This is a genomic window from Prevotella sp. P5-50 (genome assembly GCF_002251295.1).
Classification (GTDB): Bacteria; Bacteroidota; Bacteroidia; order Bacteroidales; family Bacteroidaceae; genus Prevotella.
The window spans coordinates 124,068-141,068 of record NZ_NPJA01000019.1 but is presented as its reverse complement, the minus strand read 5'-3'; the positions used below and the strand labels follow the sequence as shown (position 1 = coordinate 141,068).

Genomic DNA, 17,001 nt, shown 5'->3' with positions numbered 1-17,001 from the left:
CGAGTTAACGAGCCAGTCGCTTCTGTCCGTTCTGTATATAGATGCCCTTTGACGGACGCTGTATGCGACGGCCCTGAAGGTCGTAAATAGGACCGTCGGTCTGTTCTTCGTCGGTCTTCACATGTTCGATACCTGTTGTACCGTCGGTCACGGCAAAGTTGAACTGACGTACCATCGAGTCGGAACCGTCGCTCACTTTGACGCGAACGGTATAGAATCCCTTGACCGTAGTGACCATGTTGAGGCTGTTGTCTTCGATGGTGGCACCGCTGACGCTATTGGCAATGGTAGCCGTAAACGAAGGATAGCCTGCGAAATAGGGTTTGAGGTCGATGCTCTTGGTATCGCCAACCTTCACGATGAAGTTTGGATGTGCCATCCAATCAAGGTATTCTTCCAAGTCGGTGTAGTGGTCTCCATCTCGATCGTCATTGTTGTTGGCAACATTTTTATCTGTTCCTGCAATTTCTTCAAACCAGTCGGGGATGCCATCCATATCGGTATCGAATCCTGTAGGACGTGTCTCGGTGGTGATTCCAAGTTTGGCGGCATCGAAACCCTCGCTGTCTTCCTCATGGTCGATGAGGCCTTTTTTGCCCGTTTTGCTACCGGTGGTCGATGTAGATCCGTTGCGCGTTTCGTCGATGATACGTGCATCGTGCTTGTTAAGAGTAGGCATATTGCAACCCACATCGCTCAACACACTCTTGTAGGCACTTTCTGCCGTTTCGATTTCGGCATAGCTTTCAAAGAAAGGCTTAGTGGCCCAGGGTTCCCAGTTGAGCACTTGACCGTTGGAGAGTTCATATATATAGGTGTCGCCTTCCTTATCGTTGACTTTTGATCCTGATGGTTCTTCGCGAATATTGCCTTTGACATAAGCTGCCTGTGTTCCGCTGCCCGTTCCTTCAAACTGATGGCGGAAGAGTTTTCTCATGGTTGTGGCAGGTCCCATCTTATAGTAGTTGTTGACGAAATTGATTTCATGGGAACCACCGTCGGTAGCACGGCTGCCCCAGTTATAAACCACATTGTTGAACACATCATGATGACCATCATAGTTGCCGGTGCCATCGAGTCCGCCAGAGATACTCCAGTTGCGTCCTTCGTTATGTGCCAACAGATTGTGGTGGAACGATCCGGGCAGTCCTCCCATCTGTCCGCTTCCGATGGTAGCGGCATAGCCGTGTTGTGTTCCCGTGCCGTAGTTGGGATGGTTGGCACAGTTGAGCGCCTCGCTGATGATAGTGCGTTGCAGCGTGATGGCCTTGGCATTACGGCTTGAGAAACCTTCGTCGATGGTCCAAGAAATGGAGCAATGGTCCATGATGGCATGGTCGTTGCCCGCCATACCCATTCCGTCGATACCGATCTGTGCATCTTTGGCATCAATGATATGGCCTCGGTAGAGACGGATGAAACGGGTGATACCGTCGCTCTGCATGCCGAATGGTGCACCACGGAACAAGATACCGTTGCCTGGCGCGGTTTGTCCCGCCACGGTAACATATTTCTCAGAACAGGTCAGACGGGCTTTCAGGTGGATTACACCTGCCACATCAAACACGATGGTGCGTGGCCCTTTCACCTGAGTGATACCATAGCGGAAAGTTCCGGGTTGGGGATTGGTGGCATCGTCATCGAGTGAAGTGACATGATAGACTATGCCTCCGCGTCCACCAACAGCATATTGACCATAGCCTTCGGCATCAGGAAATGCCTTGCGGCGCGGTTGAAACGACCATACCGTGCCATGGTGTATCTTGCCTTGGGCATCCTCTTCGTCCATGCGCCAGAAGTATCTGGTCAATGGCGATAGCTGACCGGTCTGCCATGAGGCTGCTGTTCCTTCATAGTCGTAGGTTGTGGCATTGACAACTGCCATGGAGTCGGTGCCGAATACCAAGTGGTGCTTGGCGGTACCATCGGGAGCTTTCCACGACAGCGAAGCCTTACCATCCTCCCATGCCGCATGGCGGTCGTTGTTGGCAGGGGTAGGGTCGAGTGCCATGAAAGTGTCACCGCCCACTTCAAGCGAGTTGAGTTCGAGCGATGTGGTAGTGTAGGTCGTGTCCTCTACAGGTACTGTATAATAGGTGATGGTGACAGGTCGTTGATCTGTGACGGTAAATTCTACGCTCGATTTGGCAGACTCAGAGAGCGAAGTAGCACGACGGGTCTGTTGTATGCCCGTCACTTTGGTCACTCCATCAACATCGATACTGATGGGAGGAGCTACGAAATCGCCTCCATCCGTATTGTTGTGATAGGCCAGCAAGGTGTGGTTGCCATTTGGCAGTCCAGCTATATGCACCTTGATGCCTACCCGTCCGGTGGTGAGTTCGGGTCTGTTGCCCTGTTCGTCAAGTCCCTTGACCATCACACCATCGCAGATGAGCTTGGAATGTTGGCGTCCGTCTTTCCATCTTACGGTATAGAGGGTCTTTCCCTTGACATCGCCTTCTATTTCTACGGTAAATGTAACGCCACCGAATGTCTTGGTAGCTGGTTGCTGTTGCGTAGGGATTCCCCATGCTTCATAACCTTCCTCCAGATACTGTGAAGGATTGTCGTTGGGTTGATTGAAGTCTATTTGTTGCGCATGAGCGGTATGTGTGCACAGCAAACAGAGAAACATGTGTAGAAAATGTTTCATAAGCTTAATGTTTTAGTAGTTTTAGTTTGTTTTTAATGTAGCGTTTGCAAAGGTACGATTAAGCGAGCGAAATACAAAAGAAAAATCTGTTTTTCTTTTGTATTTCCGAGTGTGAGTACCTTGGATATGTAATTTCAAAGGTAGTGCAAACCGAGCGAAATGCAAAAGAAAAAATGTTTTTCTTTTCATTTTCGAGGTGCAGCCTACCTTGGATGCATAGTATCAAAGGTACGATTAAGCGAGCGAAATGCAAAAGGAATTTGGCAAAAAAGTTGTATCTTTGCATCAGAAAACAAAAAAGCAATGACGCTACATCCTCTATATTCCGACGAAAAGCCACCCGAACGGTTCACCTATCCCTTCGGATACGAGCCACATCCGCTCTGCCGACAAGCTGCAACAGAGGTGCAAACCTATATTGCCAGCCATAAAGAACTGCAAGACGATGCCGACCGCGGCAAGATGTTTGGTGTATTGGTGTGTGAGCAGCAGGGACAACTGGTGTTCCTGGCTGCTTATAGTGGACTCCTTGCCGGTCGTAACGACTGGGATTATTTCGTGCCGCCAGTATTCGATGCCCAACAACCAGATGGATATTTCAAACAGGAGGAGCGCGCCATCTCAGCCATGACAGCAGAGACAGACCGCGAATCACGCAAGCAACGGTCGCAAAAACTACAACGCTGGCTGTTCGACCAGTATCGCATGCTCAATGCAGAAGGGCAAAGTAGTCAGTTGGTCGATATTTGGCAAGGCTACTATCGCGACCGTGTGGTAAGAAAATTTCCGTTGCCTCCAGGCGGTACGGGTGACTGTTGTGCCCCCAAACTCCTACAGTATGCTTATCAACACGGACTTCAACCACGGTGTATGGCAGAATTCTGGTGGGGACAATCGCCTCGCCAAGAGATACGGCACCACTTACAATACTATCCCGCGTGTAGTGGAAAATGCAAACCAGTACTGTCATGGATGCTGAAAGGACTTAACGTGGATCCAGATCCCGATACATTGTCACATCCACGAAAACCCATTGCCATTGTCTATGAAGACGATAGCCTGCTGGTGGTCGATAAGCCTTCGGGAGTGCTGAGTGTGCCTGGTCGCAACGAAACCTATAGTGTGGAGACCGTCATGCGAGAACGCTATCCCGACAGTTATGTGGCACATCGATTGGACATGGGTACCTCAGGACTGCTCATCGTGGCAAAGACACTCGATGCATATCGCGACCTTCAAGACCAATTCCTGCATCATGAGGTGCGCAAACGCTATGTTGCTCTGCTCGAACCACCTGCAGCTGGACAGGTTCTCTGCCCAGCGAAAGGCACCATCCGACTGCCTATGCGGCCCGATATGACAAATCGACCGCTGCAAATGGTTGATATGGAACACGGAAAAACGGCAGTCACCGACTATGAATTTATCGACTCCAATACAGTTTCGCTCACTCCACATACCGGACGCACCCATCAGTTGCGGGTACATTGTGCACACCCCGATGGGCTGGGGCGCCCCATTCAAGGCGATGAACTATATGGACATACCAACCCAACAACGTCCCGAATCCATCCCGATGACACCGACCGACTCATGCTCCATGCTGCCGAAATATGGTTCCGACATCCTGTTACCAACCAACCGATGCACTTTGTTTTGCCATTTCGGCATGACAAACTACACCTTATATAAAATAAATAAAGGTTAAACACCGATAAAAATGCCACAGGAGTATGGAGTTTTGAGATAAATTTGGTAACTTTGCGCACGGAAATTTACAATCATTCATTAAAATAATAGATTATTATGATTATTGAAAACATTCACGCAAGAGAGATTCTGGATTCACGTGGTAATCCTACTGTAGAGGTTGAAGTAACTCTGGAAACTGGCGACATGGGTCGTGCCAGCGTTCCTTCTGGTGCTTCTACCGGTGAAAACGAGGCACTTGAGCTCCGTGATGGCGACAAAGGCCGCTATCTGGGCAAGGGCGTTCAGAAAGCCGTAGAGAACGTAAACACCAAGATTGCTCCCGCTATCGAAGGTATGAGCGTTCTGGATCAGCGCGCTATCGACGCCAAGATGCTGGAACTCGACGGTACTCCTACTAAGAAGAACCTCGGTGCTAACGCTATCCTCGGTGTATCACTGGCCGTTGCTCACGCTGCTGCCAACTATCTGCAGATTCCCCTCTATCGCTATATCGGCGGTACTAACACCTACGTTCTGCCTGTTCCTATGATGAACATCGTTAACGGTGGTGCTCACTCTGACGCTCCTATCGCATTCCAGGAGTTCATGATCCGCCCTGTTGGCGCTGCCAACGAAAAGGAAGGTATCCGCATGGGTGCTGAGGTTTTCCACAATCTTGCTAAGCTGTTGAAGGCTCGTGGCCTCTCTACTGCTGTTGGTGATGAGGGTGGTTTCGCTCCTAACTTTGACGGCATCGAGGATGCACTCGACACCATCATGGAAGCTATCAAGGCTGCTGGCTACGAGCCAGGAAAGGACGTGAAGATCGCAATGGACTGCGCTGCTTCTGAATTTGCTGTTCAGGAGAATGGTGAGTGGTTCTACGATTATCGTCAGCTGAAGAATGGTAAGAAGAAAGATCCTAATGGTAAGAAGCTCAGCGCTGAGGAGCAGATTGCTTACCTCGAGCAGCTGATTACCAAATATCCTATCGACTCTATCGAGGACGGACTCGATGAGAACGACTGGGACAACTGGGTTAAACTCACACAGCGCATCGGTGACCGTTGCCAGCTCGTTGGTGATGACTTGTTCGTAACCAACGTGAAGTTCTTGGAGAAGGGAATCAAGATGGGTGCTGCCAACTCTATCCTGATCAAGGTTAACCAGATTGGTTCACTCACCGAGACTCTCGACGCTATCGAAATGGCTCACCGTCACGGCTATACCACCGTTACTTCTCACCGTTCAGGTGAAACAGAGGACACCACCATCGCTGACATCGCTGTTGCTACCAACAGTGGTCAGATCAAGACTGGTTCGCTCTCACGTACCGACCGCATGGCTAAATACAACCAGCTCATCCGTATCGAGGAGCAGCTCGGTGGCCGTTCAGTTTATGGTTACAAGAAACTGAAGTAATCTCTATTACTACAGCAAATACTGATAAGGGGTGGATGCCATGTGGCTTCCACCCCTTTTAAAGTTATATGCGATAATTGTTTTGATGAACAACTCTATTGGCGCAATCGCTCACGACATTGTTCCAGTATCTGCATCACCTCGTCCATCTTCTCTGCACGCAACATGGCAATGCGCGTCTGGCGGAAGTCTGGAATACCTTTGAATACAGGCGATGCTGCTAAGTGACGACGGGTGTGGAGAATGCCACGGCGCTCGTCGATGCGCTCAACATTGATGCGCAATTGTTCTTCCAATACGTCAATCTTCTCATCAAGCGTTAGTTCCTTACGACTGAATATCCAAGGACAACCAAATGTGGCACGGCCGATCATCACCGCATCAACACCATATTGGTCGAAAGCGCGGTCGGCATCGTCGAGCGATTTGATATCGCCATTACCTATGATGGGGATGTGGATGCGGGGATTGCGCTTCACTTCTCCTATCAGTGTCCAGTCGGCATCACCTGTGTACATCTGCGCACGAGTGCGGCCATGGATGGTTAGTGCCTTTATGCCACAGTCTTGCAACTGTTCGGCGAGTGTGGTGATGACGAGATTGTCGTTGTTCCAACCCAAACGGGTCTTTACCGTGACAGGCAGATTTACTGCATCGACAACCTTACGAGTGATGTCGAGCAATTTGTCGATATTCTGCAACATGCCAGCACCTGCGCCTTTTCCTGCAACCTTCTTGACAGGACAACCGAAGTTGAGGTCAATCAGATCTGGACCAGCTTGTTCTACCATCTTTGCAGCATCGACCATAGCATCAATGTCGCGGCCGTATATCTGTATGCCAACTGGACGTTCCTCGTCTGCAATCGTTAGTTTTTGTACCGTCGATTTGATGTCGCGCACCAAAGCTTCGGCAGATACAAACTCTGTATATACCATTGATGCACCAAACCGCTTGCAGAGCAGACGGAAACCGATATCGGTCACGTCTTCCATTGGTGCCAGAAACACCGGGCGTTCGCCCAATTCTATATTTCCTATTTTTGTCATTCTTGATTGTTGTATGATGGTTGTCGGAGTATCAGCTCAGTAGATGATAGGTGCCACCAGCCATAGGACGTACTACTCCTTTCATTTCCAAGCTGAAGAGTAGGGCGGTGACTTGGCCGATAGGGATGTTGGTGACGGTTGTTATCATATTGAGCTGTAGGTCGTTGGTTTTGCTTAAAGCATCAACAACAGCCTGTTCTTCGATGGTAAGATCAGGGAAGAGCTGGCGCTCTACGGCTTGCGGACGCAAACTGTCGGTAGTCCATCCCATTGATGAAATGAAATCATCGGCAGAAGTGATGAGGGTTGCGCCATTGTTGCGGATGAGTTGGTTGCATCCTTTGCTATATTCCGCTCCTACCGGACCAGGGAATGCAAACACCTCGCGACCATAGTTTTGAGCAATGTCGGCAGTAATGAGACTGCCGCCATGTGATGCACTTTCTACTACGATAGTGGCATCGCTTATGCCAGCCACAATGCGGTTGCGTTTCACGAAATTCATTTTTTCAGGACGTGTCATCGACATATATTCCGTCAGCAGACCGCCCTGCTCGGTCATTTGCTGGGCAATGCCACGATGGGCAGATGGGTAGAGCGTGTCGAGTCCATGAGCAAGGACTCCAACGGTAGGTATCCCGTTGTCAAGGGAGTACTTATGAGCGCACACATCCACACCGTATGCCAGACCGCTGACGATAAGTGTATCGGGGCATTTTGTCTTTAGGTCTGCCACAAACCGGCGAATCAAATCGTTGCCATAAACCGTACAATGGCGTGTTCCCACGATGCTTATCACGCGTCGCGCATTGAGGTTGGCGTTGCCACGATAGTAGAGTAGAAGTGGTGCATCGGCACATTCGTGCAGTCGTGTGGGATAGTTGTCGCTACCGAAGGGGATAGCTTCGATATTGTTTTCCGTCATGTAACGTATCTCCTCATCGGCACGCAGTAGTGGCTCTGACCAGTCTTGTAGCAGTTCGATCAATCTTTGTGAACAATCGGGTACGGTTTCAGTCAGTCTGTTGCGGTTTTCATATACCGCTTGGGCCGATCCAAATTCGCGGTAGAGTAATTGTGCAACGGCAGGATAGAGCACCAGTATGCGACTTAAGGCAATGGTATAGCGGATATCTTCGTTCATCGTCATGATAATAAAGCCCGGTCGTAATCCTCGCTGTTAGCGAGTTTTCCATCTATCAGACATACCAGTGTGATGATTCCGCGGAAACATAATGCCTCGTCGGAAGCACGGAAGATGTCTTGATGGAATATGTATTTGACACCTTCTTTCTCTACCCACAGTCGTGAAATAAATTCGTCATCGCAGCGAAGTGGTGTCTTGTATTGCAGATTCATACGTGCAACCACGGCATCTATTCCACGCTCATGCATTTCTGCAAAACTCAGGTTTCGTGATTTCAGAAACAGATGGCGGGTATGTTCGGCATAGTGCAGATAGTTGGCATTGTTGACAATGCCTTCGATGTCGCATTCGTAGTCGCGCACTTCCATGTGCGCTTCAAAGATATATTTACTCATGTATTTATGATTTGCTATTTATCTGTTCATGGGGCTGCTGTGTTTTGTCTCCTGGTCGGCGAAGGTATTCATAGCCAATGCGGCAGCGCAGACAGTCTTTTCGGTCGCAGTATTCTTTTTTTAGTTGGATAAGTGCTTGCGAATCGCCGGCCGTTTTCACCTTCAGACCGCATTCGCTCCACATGCGGATGATATGGTTGCTCTCGGCGCGGAGCTGTTCCAACAGGTCGAAAGCCCTGTCGCAATATTCCTCTTTGGCAGTGTGACGACCGTAAGCAAAGAGCATCGGGATGCAAGTGTTGATGAGCAATAGGTTGATAGAGAATGGCGACAGATGTTTAGTGTTGCTTTCGCTCTCCTGTCCGAAAGTGTAGTGAGTCTTCCAGTAGTCGGATACGTGGGTGCCCATCATATTCTGCAACTCTGCCACAGTTTTGCAATCGGTCAGTTGCGAGAGACTTGTTTTACGCTCATGATAGAGACATGCCAGTTGTGACAAACGGATATAGGGGAAATTCTGAGGTCTCAGTCGTAGGAAACGCCAGCGGTGGTGGTCCATCGGTTGGAGTGAGAATTTATGGGCAAGGTATGTATATTCCTTACTAAGGCGCTGAAAGTATGGGTCAGCAACGGCTTCGTCGCGGTAGCGCTGTGGAATGGATTCGGGTGTTAGTAATCCTGCTTGTCCCATGAAAATGGCTTCCACTTGAAACTGATCATCGCGATGATGTCCCACAGCCGATAGGGGAATGTGTGCTGCCCACTCTTCGAAACTGTCTCCGTTGATGCCGAAACCATAGTTGCGGGCCAAGGTCATGAAGTAAGCGTCTTCCCACGAACCACCCAATCTACGTGCGCGTTCAGCTATAGCCTCCGTTTTTTGCTCCAACCGCTCGGTTTGCAAAGCAGCCATCCAAGCATGGATGGTGATGGGAGCCAATTGAGGAATGATGCGGTAGCACGGCGGATATTGGTCGGTACGTAGCAACTCCTCATAGTTGTCGATGACTTGTTGAGGCACATCGATCTGCATTTGTGGTATGAAATGGCCCAATGTATTGGTCACATCGCAGTCGATGATGCCAGCTACATGCAGTACTACATTGTCGTAGGCAGCATCATGGTCATGACCATGCAGAAACCAATCGCTCGATTTGTCGTGGATTTCTACATTGCCCACCCATAGCGTCTGACCGATTTTTACCTTGGCATTGAAGAAATCGGGACCGCTGTTGCGATTATGAAGACCAGGGTCTATCACCTCTATCGGTCGTCCGTCGGTGGTGGCAAGTGGTCTGGCAGGCAGCAAACGGTGCTTCCAGACATAGTGTAGGAGTTGTTCCATGCGGCATGAAATAATAATGGTGCAAAGTTACGCAAATTATTTTTTTTTTGCAACTTTACACCATTTCTTTTTACTCCCAATCGGTTATAGAGATTCTATTTATCCCTACTTTTCGGTTTAATATGCGATTGGAGGATAGTCATGTAGCATTTGAATGATGGGGTCAGCACTTGCATTTACATCTTGTAGAAGGTGATATACTCTTTCAGCAGACGGAGCATTTCGTCGGCAGCATGCTTCCGATATACTCCTTTCAACGTATGGAAACATCCCACCATACTACTTTCTTCCCCTTCAAGAGGAATGGCGCATAGGTCTGGTGTGGTGGCAACAGCTGAACAAGACAGCACGGTCAGCATCTTGCTCTTACGCACCAGGCGCAATAAGGGCGTGGCAATGTTCAGTTCCACACGTGTGTTGAGAGTTATGTTGTGCGCAACCAACAGACGTTCCAATACGTTGCGCGCCTGTAAGCCCTTTGCTGGAAGTGCAAACGAATAGTTGGCAATGTCGGCAAGAGTCAGCGAAGGGCGTGATGCCAGCTCGTGGTCTTGCGGTACAACCACCCCCAACTGGTCTTTGAAGAGTTCTACCGATTCCACTTTCTTGCTGATATGAGTGGGCTTGTATGACAGCACTACATCCAATTCATGACGGCACAACTTGTCGATAAGTTCTTCCATACGCAAGTATGTGATATCAATGTGCGTGTTGGGATAAAGGCGGCAGAATTCTGTCACCACTTCAGCAGTCATCAATGAAAAGGAGAGGGTGACACCAATGCGGAGCGTTCCACATTTCATCTGCGTCAGATCGGTCATTCGTGCCATGCAGTCATCGGCAGCAGTCACCGTGCGGTTGGCATAATCCACAAGTTCCTTACCAGCTTCTGTCAGATGTACTTCGTGACTGTTACGGTCGAACAGCACCACGCCGAGCTCAGTTTCCAACTGTTTAATAGTTTGTGTTAGTGTGCTTTGGGTGATGTACAATTGCTTAGAAGCTTCTGAGAAATTGAGAGTCTCAGAGACTTTTAGGAAGAAACGAAGCTGTCTTAGTTCCATGTTATGCTGTTTTTGTATCGCTATTATCAGTTTGTCTGCGTGCATCCACTATGATGGGAACTGTCGCACCAAGTACCATCAGTATGACAATGATGACGCATACCATGCCATTGTAACTAAACAGATAGAAGGCATGGGTGAATGTTTCGGCATCCTTGCTCATAATGCATTGTAGCAATCCCTCAACCGAACGATAGGCATACATACCCGGAATCATCGGTAAGAGAGCGGGAAATGCCAGCGCTTCGGCAGGAATACGCCAGTGGCGGCTCGCTTTCGGTGCAAAGAATCCAATGACCAATGCACCGATAAAGGCTGCTGGAATCAGTCCCCAACCGCAGGCATGGGTCAGCACGAAACGTGTGGCATGACCTGCTGCCGCAAGCAGTGCACATCCTTTGAAAGCTTGGAGAGGCACATTGCTGATGCTTCCGAAACCGATGGCGGCAATGGCGGCAAAGAAACCGTCCAACAGGATATCTGTCATAATCATAACGTAAAGTCTTTAGAAATATTGTATGTTCATTAAAAGAATGCCTACCGATAGGCCGATGCCCAAGCATGCTGTCAGCACAGATGCTTCGATGAAACGGCTGATGCAGCAGAGTAAATGTCCGTGGATAAGGTCGCTGACGGAGTTGATGTATGGGATGCCAGGTACAAGATATAACACACTGGTACCTAGTGCAATGTCTGGTGTGTCGGTGCAATGGAACATAAAACCTGAACAGGCGATGACTGATGAACAACAAGCAGCGCAAAGTACAGCCAGGCGCATATCCCATTTCCATTCTTTATGCAAAGCATTCTTAATCCAGAAACCATTGACAGTGGCAATAAATACAATGAGCATGGCTCTCCAATCGCCTTCAAACAAACGGCAGAACGAAGCATTGGCAAGGCCAGTGAGCAGCGTTACCAACCAAGGGTTGAGTCGTGGTTTCTTCATGATGCTACGAAATTCGTTTTTTGCTTCTTCCAGTGTGATGCCATTGTCGCGGATATCCCATGACAAGTGACTCAGACGGGAAATGACATAGAAGTTGAGGCCTGTGACAGGCAATTTCTCTCCAACGGAAAAGGACTGACTATGATCCTTGTCCCATACAGTGGTCATAACCGTATGGGGTAAGATGGTGATCTCTGCTGTTGTTCCGTATGCTTCGGCAATACGGTGTACCGTCTTTTCGCAACGGGCAGATGAACCGCCGGCAGCCAGCATGGTTGCGGCATAGGTGGCAAGAAAATGGGCAGTTTCTTTAGAGCTGTTCAAGTTCGTAGTCGTCATATACCATGCCTGTTTCGTTGTCCTTAATCATCACTTCCTCTTCTGCCATGTGGCCAGCTGTTACGTAGTCGTAACATTCGTTGTTGAGAAATAGTTTCTCTTGACAGCCCAGAGTTCTCTTCTTGTAATTTTGGAAAGCGAAAGTGAACTTTTTCAACGCCACAACAAACAAAGGCATAGCCAATGAAACAGCTAAAATAACTAATCTATAAGTCTCCATAATTTATATATATTTTTTCTTTCTTTTTATATGTAAAAACGAGGGTTGAGCGATATCGCTTTCCTCGAAAGCGTGTGCAAAGGTCTCGCTTTTTATCCATATCTTTTTGCATTGGCTATTAAAAATACCGAATGCCGCTATCGGTACCTATATCCCCACGATAGAAAACGGTTGTGGCAAATTCATAAAAAAAGAAAAATATCGGCAGATTATTCGTTTATTACCAATAAAATAGGTAATTTTGCATGATTTATTTATTTAGACGTAAAAAATAAGATGAACGTAATTACGAAAAGTATTCAGTTGCCTGATGGAAGAACCATCACAATTGAAACCGGGAAAGTGGCAAAGCAGGCTGACGGAAGCGTTGTTCTCCGTATGAACAACACCGTACTTCTGGCCACTGTTTGTGCCGCAAAAGATGCAGTTCCCGGAACAGATTTCATGCCTCTGCAGGTTGACTACAGAGAGCAGTATGCCGCCGCAGGTCGATTCCCCGGTGGTTTCACCAAGCGCGAAGGCAAAGCCAGTGACAACGAAATCCTTACCAGCCGTCTGGTGGACCGTGTGCTCCGTCCGCTGTTCCCTTCTAACTATCACGCTGAAGTTTATGTGAATGTAATGCTTCTGAGTGCAGATGGTGTTGACCAACCCGATGCATTGGCAGGATTCGCCGCATCAGCAGCATTGGCATGTTCGGATATTCCCTTCGAGTGCCCCATCAGTGAGGTTCGTGTAGCTCGTGTTAATGGCGAGTTTGTTATCGACCCGACCTTCGAACAGATGAAGGAAGCTGACATGGACATCATGGTTGGTGCTTCTGCCGAAAACATCATGATGGTGGAAGGTGAAATGAAGGAAGTATCAGAGCAAGATATGATTGGCGCACTGAAAGCAGCGATGGCTGCTATCAAGCCTATGTGTGAATTGCAAACCGCACTGAGCAAGGAGCTCGGTACCGATGTGAAGCGCGAATACAATCACGAAGTCAACGATGAAGAACTGCGTGAGCAGATGAACAAGGAACTCTATCAGCCTTCGTACGACGTGACCAAGCAGGCTCTTGAGAAACATGCGCGTGCTGAGGCATTCGAAAAGATATTGGCAGATTTCAAGGAGCAGTATGCTACTGCACATGCCGATCTCACCGAAGATGAGCTCGAAGAGAAATATGCCATGATGGACCGTTACTATCATGATGTGGAGCGCGACGCTATGCGACGTTGCATTTTGGATGAGGGTATTCGTCTTGACGGTCGTAAGACTGACGAGATTCGTCCTATTTGGTGCGAGGTTTCTCCACTGCCCATGCCTCACGGAAGCTCTATCTTTACACGTGGTGAGACACAGTCTCTGACCACTTGTACTCTCGGCACTAAACTCGATGAGAAACTTGTTGACGATGTGCTTGACAAGAGCTATCAGCGCTTCTTGCTCCATTATAACTTCCCTCCATTCTGTACTGGTGAGGCCAAAGCCCAGCGTGGCGTGGGTCGTCGTGAAATTGGTCACGGTCACTTGGCATGGCGTGGTTTGAAGGGTCAGATACCTGAGGACTTCCCTTATACCGTACGTCTGGTATCTCAGATTCTCGAGTCTAACGGTTCTTCATCTATGGCTACCGTTTGTGCAGGTACGCTTGCCCTGATGGATGCAGGTGTTCCTATGAAGAAGCCTGTATCAGGTATTGCCATGGGTCTGATTAAGAATCCCGGCGAAGATAAATATGCTGTATTGAGCGATATCCTCGGCGACGAGGACCATTTGGGTGATATGGACTTCAAGACCACTGGTACTAAGGACGGTCTGACAGCCACTCAGATGGATATCAAGTGCGACGGTCTGTCGTTCGAAATCTTGGAAAAAGCTCTTATGCAGGCTAAGGCTGGCCGTGAGCACATCCTTAAATGCATCACCGATACTATTGCTGAGCCACGTGCTGAGCTTAAACCACATGTACCCCGCATCGTAGCCTTTGAGATTCCTAAGGAGTTCATTGGTGCTGTGATTGGCCCGGGCGGAAAGATCATTCAGCAGATGCAGGAGGATACCGGTGCTACTATCACTATCGATGAAGAGGATGGCGTTGGTAAGATTCAGGTGAGCGGTCCCGATAAGAACAGCATCGATGCTGCTATTGCCAAGATTCGTGCCATTGTGGCTATTCCTGAGATTGGTGAGGTTTACGAGGGTACCGTACGCAGCATCATGCCTTATGGTTGCTTTGTAGAGTTCATGCCAGGCAAGGACGGTTTGCTCCATATTTCAGAAATCGACTGGAAGCGTTTGGAGACCGTAGAGGAAGCTGGTATCAAGGAAGGCGATAAGATTAAGGTGAAACTGCTGGAGATTGATCCTAAGACCGGTAAGTTCAAACTCTCTCATCGCGTTCTTATTGATAAGCCTGAGGGATATGTTGAGCGTCCTGCACGTCGCGACCGTAGCGAGCGTCGCCCCCGTCCTGAGCGTGGCGAGCGTCGTCAGCACAACGATCACCGCGAGCGTCCACAGCGCAACGACGAATTCCATGAGCCCAACAACGAGCCCAAGGATTTCAGCGATGCTCTCGACAAAATGGACTTCTAATTGCAGCGAATCATATAGCTGAAAAATAATCTAAAGTGTCCTGCTGAAGCTTTACGGCTTTGCAGGACACTTTTCCGTTTTTCCAGAGTTATACAAGAATTTTATTTTTCAGAAAATTTCGACCACTCGACCACCGATGTGTGCATCACGTTATCGTTCAGTATTTTAGGCGGTGGTCGAAACTGTTTATATCGACCACGCATCGACCACCAAATTGCGAAAGCATATCTGCGATGCTCATATCTATTCGAATGTCGCTCAGAAATAAAATAGATCGGTATTCTTTTGATAACGTTTTGCCAAGCTGTGCCAAATGTTTTGCAAAAGTATTGTTCAACGTTTGGCAAAGGTATAGTCTAACGTTTGGCCAAGGTATAGTCCAACGTTTGGCAAAGGTATAGTCTAACGTATGATAAAGGTATTGTCAACGTTTGACAAAGATATTATCCAACGTTTGACAAAGGTATTATCCAACGTTTGACAAAGATATTATCCAACGTTTGACAAAGGTATTATCCAACGTTTGATAAAAGTTTTTTTAATATTGCATATGAGACGTGTTGAAAATCAGATATTTAAAAGAGTGGCGTGGTCCTCTGTTATCTTCATATTTGATGGGTGTTTGCCAATAATAGGAATCCCATCGCATACGGATGTACACGATGGGCGAAATGAGGTCTAAAGATTGTTTTGAGTGAATCTTTCCTGTTAACTTTGTGCTAGTATCAAACCATTAACCTACTGCATCTTGCTGTTTTTTCTGCTTTTTGGCATCTATGCCTACACCAACTGTATCACAGACGAGCATGAATGCCCAGAAATTCCAGAATGAACTTTGGAAGATTAAGGCAACTATAATACCAATGATATCGATTATTGCCATGCTATAACCAGTAGTTTTGCTATTCTCCAATGCCTTGATAAAACGCTTGTGGTTTATTATAAGCATCACAAGTTCAAACAGTGCAGAAATAACTAAAAGACCGAACGATAGGTTGCTCCATACATCAATCAATAATTCATTGCCTTTAGAAATGTTTTCTATCAAAGGGTCAAAGGTCCATACAAGTAGTCCTGCACGAAAAATCCAAGATGCCCATATTATGCTTTTAGAATATCTGTCCATGCCTATTTCATTTTAGTTTCCCAATATGATATACTATACAAAGCAGTAGAAAAAGCAGCTTTTACTTGCGTTTTCTCTTCTTCTGTCAAATCTGCAGTACTATCGATTATTTCACAATACTTTCCGATGATAAATGCAATGTCTTCAGCGTTTTCTGTATAGCTGTCTAATGCTTCGTCAAACAACCTTATGATTTTATCCGTAGTAGAGTCTGATTCGTTTTTTTCTCCTGTACATATATCAATGGCAATTTGTTTGCATTTCGTTTTTAATTCTTTTGAGTCAATCAACCTTAATTGTAATTCAATAGTTTCTGCATCAATTTTTTTATCTGGATATTTTTCATCCTTTATATCCATGTTTGGTCCACTTGAACCGTCAAATGTGGCAAGTGCAGTATTATGCATTTTTCCTATACATAGTGAAAGTGCATCTAAATTTGATAATAATATGAGATCATTGTTTACAATAGAATCTCCTTTAAGAGCTTCATCCAAATTGGTAATGCCTGATTCAGTAATGTCTCCTTTTTGTGCCAAACTCCTACATAATTCGGATATTGTTTCTATATCAGCATCATTACATTCAAGTTTATGATCCAAATCGCGATATTTCCACCAAGAAGAAACACCGCCACCAATCACGCCTCCGATGATGGCGCCAAAGCATCCACCTCGTGATGAATCAATTTGTTTTCCGATGTTATATCCATATTTAACTCCATCGTAGCATCCTTTGAAATCAGCTCTTACCAATTCATTTCTCTTATTTCTATTCCAGTCTTTCCATCCTCTTGTCACAAATGGTGTTTTGAGCTGTTCAAGTTCAGCGTTGATGTTTTCAATTTTGGAGATTACGTCAGGAGTTTTTGCTTTAGGTGTCATTTCCATGTCATAGTTGTCTGATGTACATGCTGTCAGCAGTATAATCATTGTCATTACTGCCATGCCTTTTGAAATACCGATCATTGTTTTCATAATTTGATTGATTTTTGTTGTGTGAATAATTGTT

Annotated in this window: 14 protein-coding genes; 3 read left to right on the top strand and 11 right to left on the bottom strand. The window is 47.2% G+C overall.

Features of this window, described 5'->3' with window-relative positions:
* Positions 1 to 4 precede the first annotated feature (4 nt).
* Positions 5 to 2,656, bottom strand: coding sequence for a hypothetical protein (locus tag CIK88_RS04315; RefSeq protein WP_094434768.1), 2,652 nt, complete (start codon positions 2,654 to 2,656; stop codon positions 5 to 7).
* A 303-nt stretch (positions 2,657 to 2,959) separates the two neighbouring features.
* On the opposite strand from CIK88_RS04315, the gene CIK88_RS04310 reads away from it, so the two are divergent.
* Both CIK88_RS04310 and eno read left to right on the top strand, forming a co-directional pair.
* On the top strand, positions 2,960 to 4,348 hold the full coding sequence (locus CIK88_RS04310) for an RluA family pseudouridine synthase (protein ID WP_094434766.1): 1,389 nt from the start codon (positions 2,960 to 2,962) through the stop codon (positions 4,346 to 4,348).
* A gap of 114 nt (positions 4,349 to 4,462) precedes the next feature.
* Positions 4,463 to 5,770, top strand: a complete 1,308-nt coding sequence (gene eno, locus CIK88_RS04305) for a phosphopyruvate hydratase (protein ID WP_094391502.1) — start codon at positions 4,463 to 4,465, stop codon at positions 5,768 to 5,770.
* A gap of 95 nt (positions 5,771 to 5,865) precedes the next feature.
* Here eno and dusB read toward each other — a convergent pair whose 3' ends face one another.
* The 8 genes from dusB to CIK88_RS04265 form a co-directional block, all read right to left on the bottom strand.
* Positions 5,866 to 6,819 (bottom strand): tRNA dihydrouridine synthase DusB, encoded by a 954-nt coding sequence (gene dusB / locus CIK88_RS04300; RefSeq protein WP_094434764.1) that lies wholly within the window; start codon positions 6,817 to 6,819, stop codon positions 5,866 to 5,868.
* 31 nt (positions 6,820 to 6,850) lie between these two features.
* A complete protein-coding gene (dprA, locus tag CIK88_RS04295; protein WP_094434762.1) occupies positions 6,851 to 7,969 on the bottom strand; it encodes a DNA-processing protein DprA in 1,119 nt (372 codons plus the stop codon).
* Positions 7,966 to 8,361 (bottom strand): thioesterase family protein, encoded by a 396-nt coding sequence (locus CIK88_RS04290; RefSeq protein WP_094434760.1) that lies wholly within the window; start codon positions 8,359 to 8,361, stop codon positions 7,966 to 7,968. The genes dprA and CIK88_RS04290 overlap by 4 nt, the downstream gene beginning before the upstream one ends.
* Positions 8,362 to 8,365: 4 nt before the next feature.
* Positions 8,366 to 9,706 carry a DUF2851 family protein gene (locus CIK88_RS04285; protein ID WP_094391498.1) on the bottom strand — a complete coding sequence of 447 codons (1,341 nt, stop codon included), beginning with the start codon at positions 9,704 to 9,706 and terminating at the stop codon, positions 8,366 to 8,368.
* A 176-nt stretch (positions 9,707 to 9,882) separates the two neighbouring features.
* Entirely contained in the window at positions 9,883 to 10,770 is an 888-nt protein-coding gene (locus tag CIK88_RS04280) for a LysR substrate-binding domain-containing protein (RefSeq protein WP_094434758.1), read from the bottom strand.
* Position 10,771: 1 nt separating this feature from the next.
* Complete coding sequence (locus CIK88_RS04275; protein WP_094391496.1) at positions 10,772 to 11,263, bottom strand: threonine/serine exporter family protein; 492 nt, start codon at positions 11,261 to 11,263, stop codon at positions 10,772 to 10,774.
* Positions 11,264 to 11,275: 12 nt separating this feature from the next.
* Positions 11,276 to 12,058: a threonine/serine exporter ThrE family protein gene (locus CIK88_RS04270; protein WP_094434756.1), complete on the bottom strand. Its 783-nt coding sequence runs from the start codon at positions 12,056 to 12,058 to the stop codon at positions 11,276 to 11,278.
* Positions 12,030 to 12,278, bottom strand: coding sequence for a hypothetical protein (locus CIK88_RS04265; protein WP_094391494.1), 249 nt, complete (start codon positions 12,276 to 12,278; stop codon positions 12,030 to 12,032). The genes CIK88_RS04270 and CIK88_RS04265 overlap by 29 nt, the downstream gene beginning before the upstream one ends.
* A 276-nt stretch (positions 12,279 to 12,554) precedes the next feature.
* Between CIK88_RS04265 and pnp the strand changes: the two genes are divergently transcribed.
* Entirely contained in the window at positions 12,555 to 14,864 is a 2,310-nt protein-coding gene (gene pnp / locus CIK88_RS04260) for a polyribonucleotide nucleotidyltransferase (RefSeq protein ID WP_094434754.1), read from the top strand.
* Between the two features lie 733 nt (positions 14,865 to 15,597).
* On the opposite strand, the gene CIK88_RS04255 is transcribed toward pnp, so the two are convergent.
* Both CIK88_RS04255 and CIK88_RS04250 read right to left on the bottom strand, forming a co-directional pair.
* Entirely contained in the window at positions 15,598 to 15,990 is a 393-nt protein-coding gene (locus CIK88_RS04255; RefSeq protein ID WP_094434752.1) for a hypothetical protein, read from the bottom strand.
* 2 nt (positions 15,991 to 15,992) lie between these two features.
* The gene (locus CIK88_RS04250; protein ID WP_094434750.1) at positions 15,993 to 16,967 is read right to left on the bottom strand and encodes a hypothetical protein; all 975 of its coding nucleotides are present in this window, start codon (positions 16,965 to 16,967) and stop codon (positions 15,993 to 15,995) included.
* Between the last annotated feature and the right edge of the window lie 34 nt (positions 16,968 to 17,001).

Excerpts from the sequence above, each read along its gene's own strand:
- CIK88_RS04255 (WP_094434752.1), bottom strand. The coding sequence starts at position 15,990 with ATGGACAGATATTCTAAAAGCATAATATGGGCATCTTGGATTTTTCGT.
- CIK88_RS04290 (WP_094434760.1), bottom strand. The coding sequence starts at position 8,361 with ATGAGTAAATATATCTTTGAAGCGCACATGGAAGTGCGCGACTACGAA.
- dprA (WP_094434762.1), bottom strand. The coding sequence starts at position 7,969 with ATGACGATGAACGAAGATATCCGCTATACCATTGCCTTAAGTCGCATA.
- CIK88_RS04280 (WP_094434758.1), bottom strand. The coding sequence starts at position 10,770 with ATGGAACTAAGACAGCTTCGTTTCTTCCTAAAAGTCTCTGAGACTCTC.
- CIK88_RS04285 (WP_094391498.1), bottom strand. The coding sequence starts at position 9,706 with ATGGAACAACTCCTACACTATGTCTGGAAGCACCGTTTGCTGCCTGCC.
- CIK88_RS04315 (WP_094434768.1), bottom strand. The coding sequence starts at position 2,656 with ATGAAACATTTTCTACACATGTTTCTCTGTTTGCTGTGCACACATACC.
- eno (WP_094391502.1), top strand. The coding sequence starts at position 4,463 with ATGATTATTGAAAACATTCACGCAAGAGAGATTCTGGATTCACGTGGT.
- CIK88_RS04310 (WP_094434766.1), top strand. The coding sequence starts at position 2,960 with ATGACGCTACATCCTCTATATTCCGACGAAAAGCCACCCGAACGGTTC.
- pnp (WP_094434754.1), top strand. The coding sequence starts at position 12,555 with ATGAACGTAATTACGAAAAGTATTCAGTTGCCTGATGGAAGAACCATC.
- CIK88_RS04270 (WP_094434756.1), bottom strand. The coding sequence starts at position 12,058 with ATGACGACTACGAACTTGAACAGCTCTAAAGAAACTGCCCATTTTCTT.
- dusB (WP_094434764.1), bottom strand. The coding sequence starts at position 6,819 with ATGACAAAAATAGGAAATATAGAATTGGGCGAACGCCCGGTGTTTCTG.
- CIK88_RS04275 (WP_094391496.1), bottom strand. The coding sequence starts at position 11,263 with ATGATTATGACAGATATCCTGTTGGACGGTTTCTTTGCCGCCATTGCC.
- CIK88_RS04250 (WP_094434750.1), bottom strand. The coding sequence starts at position 16,967 with ATGAAAACAATGATCGGTATTTCAAAAGGCATGGCAGTAATGACAATG.
- CIK88_RS04265 (WP_094391494.1), bottom strand. The coding sequence starts at position 12,278 with ATGGAGACTTATAGATTAGTTATTTTAGCTGTTTCATTGGCTATGCCT.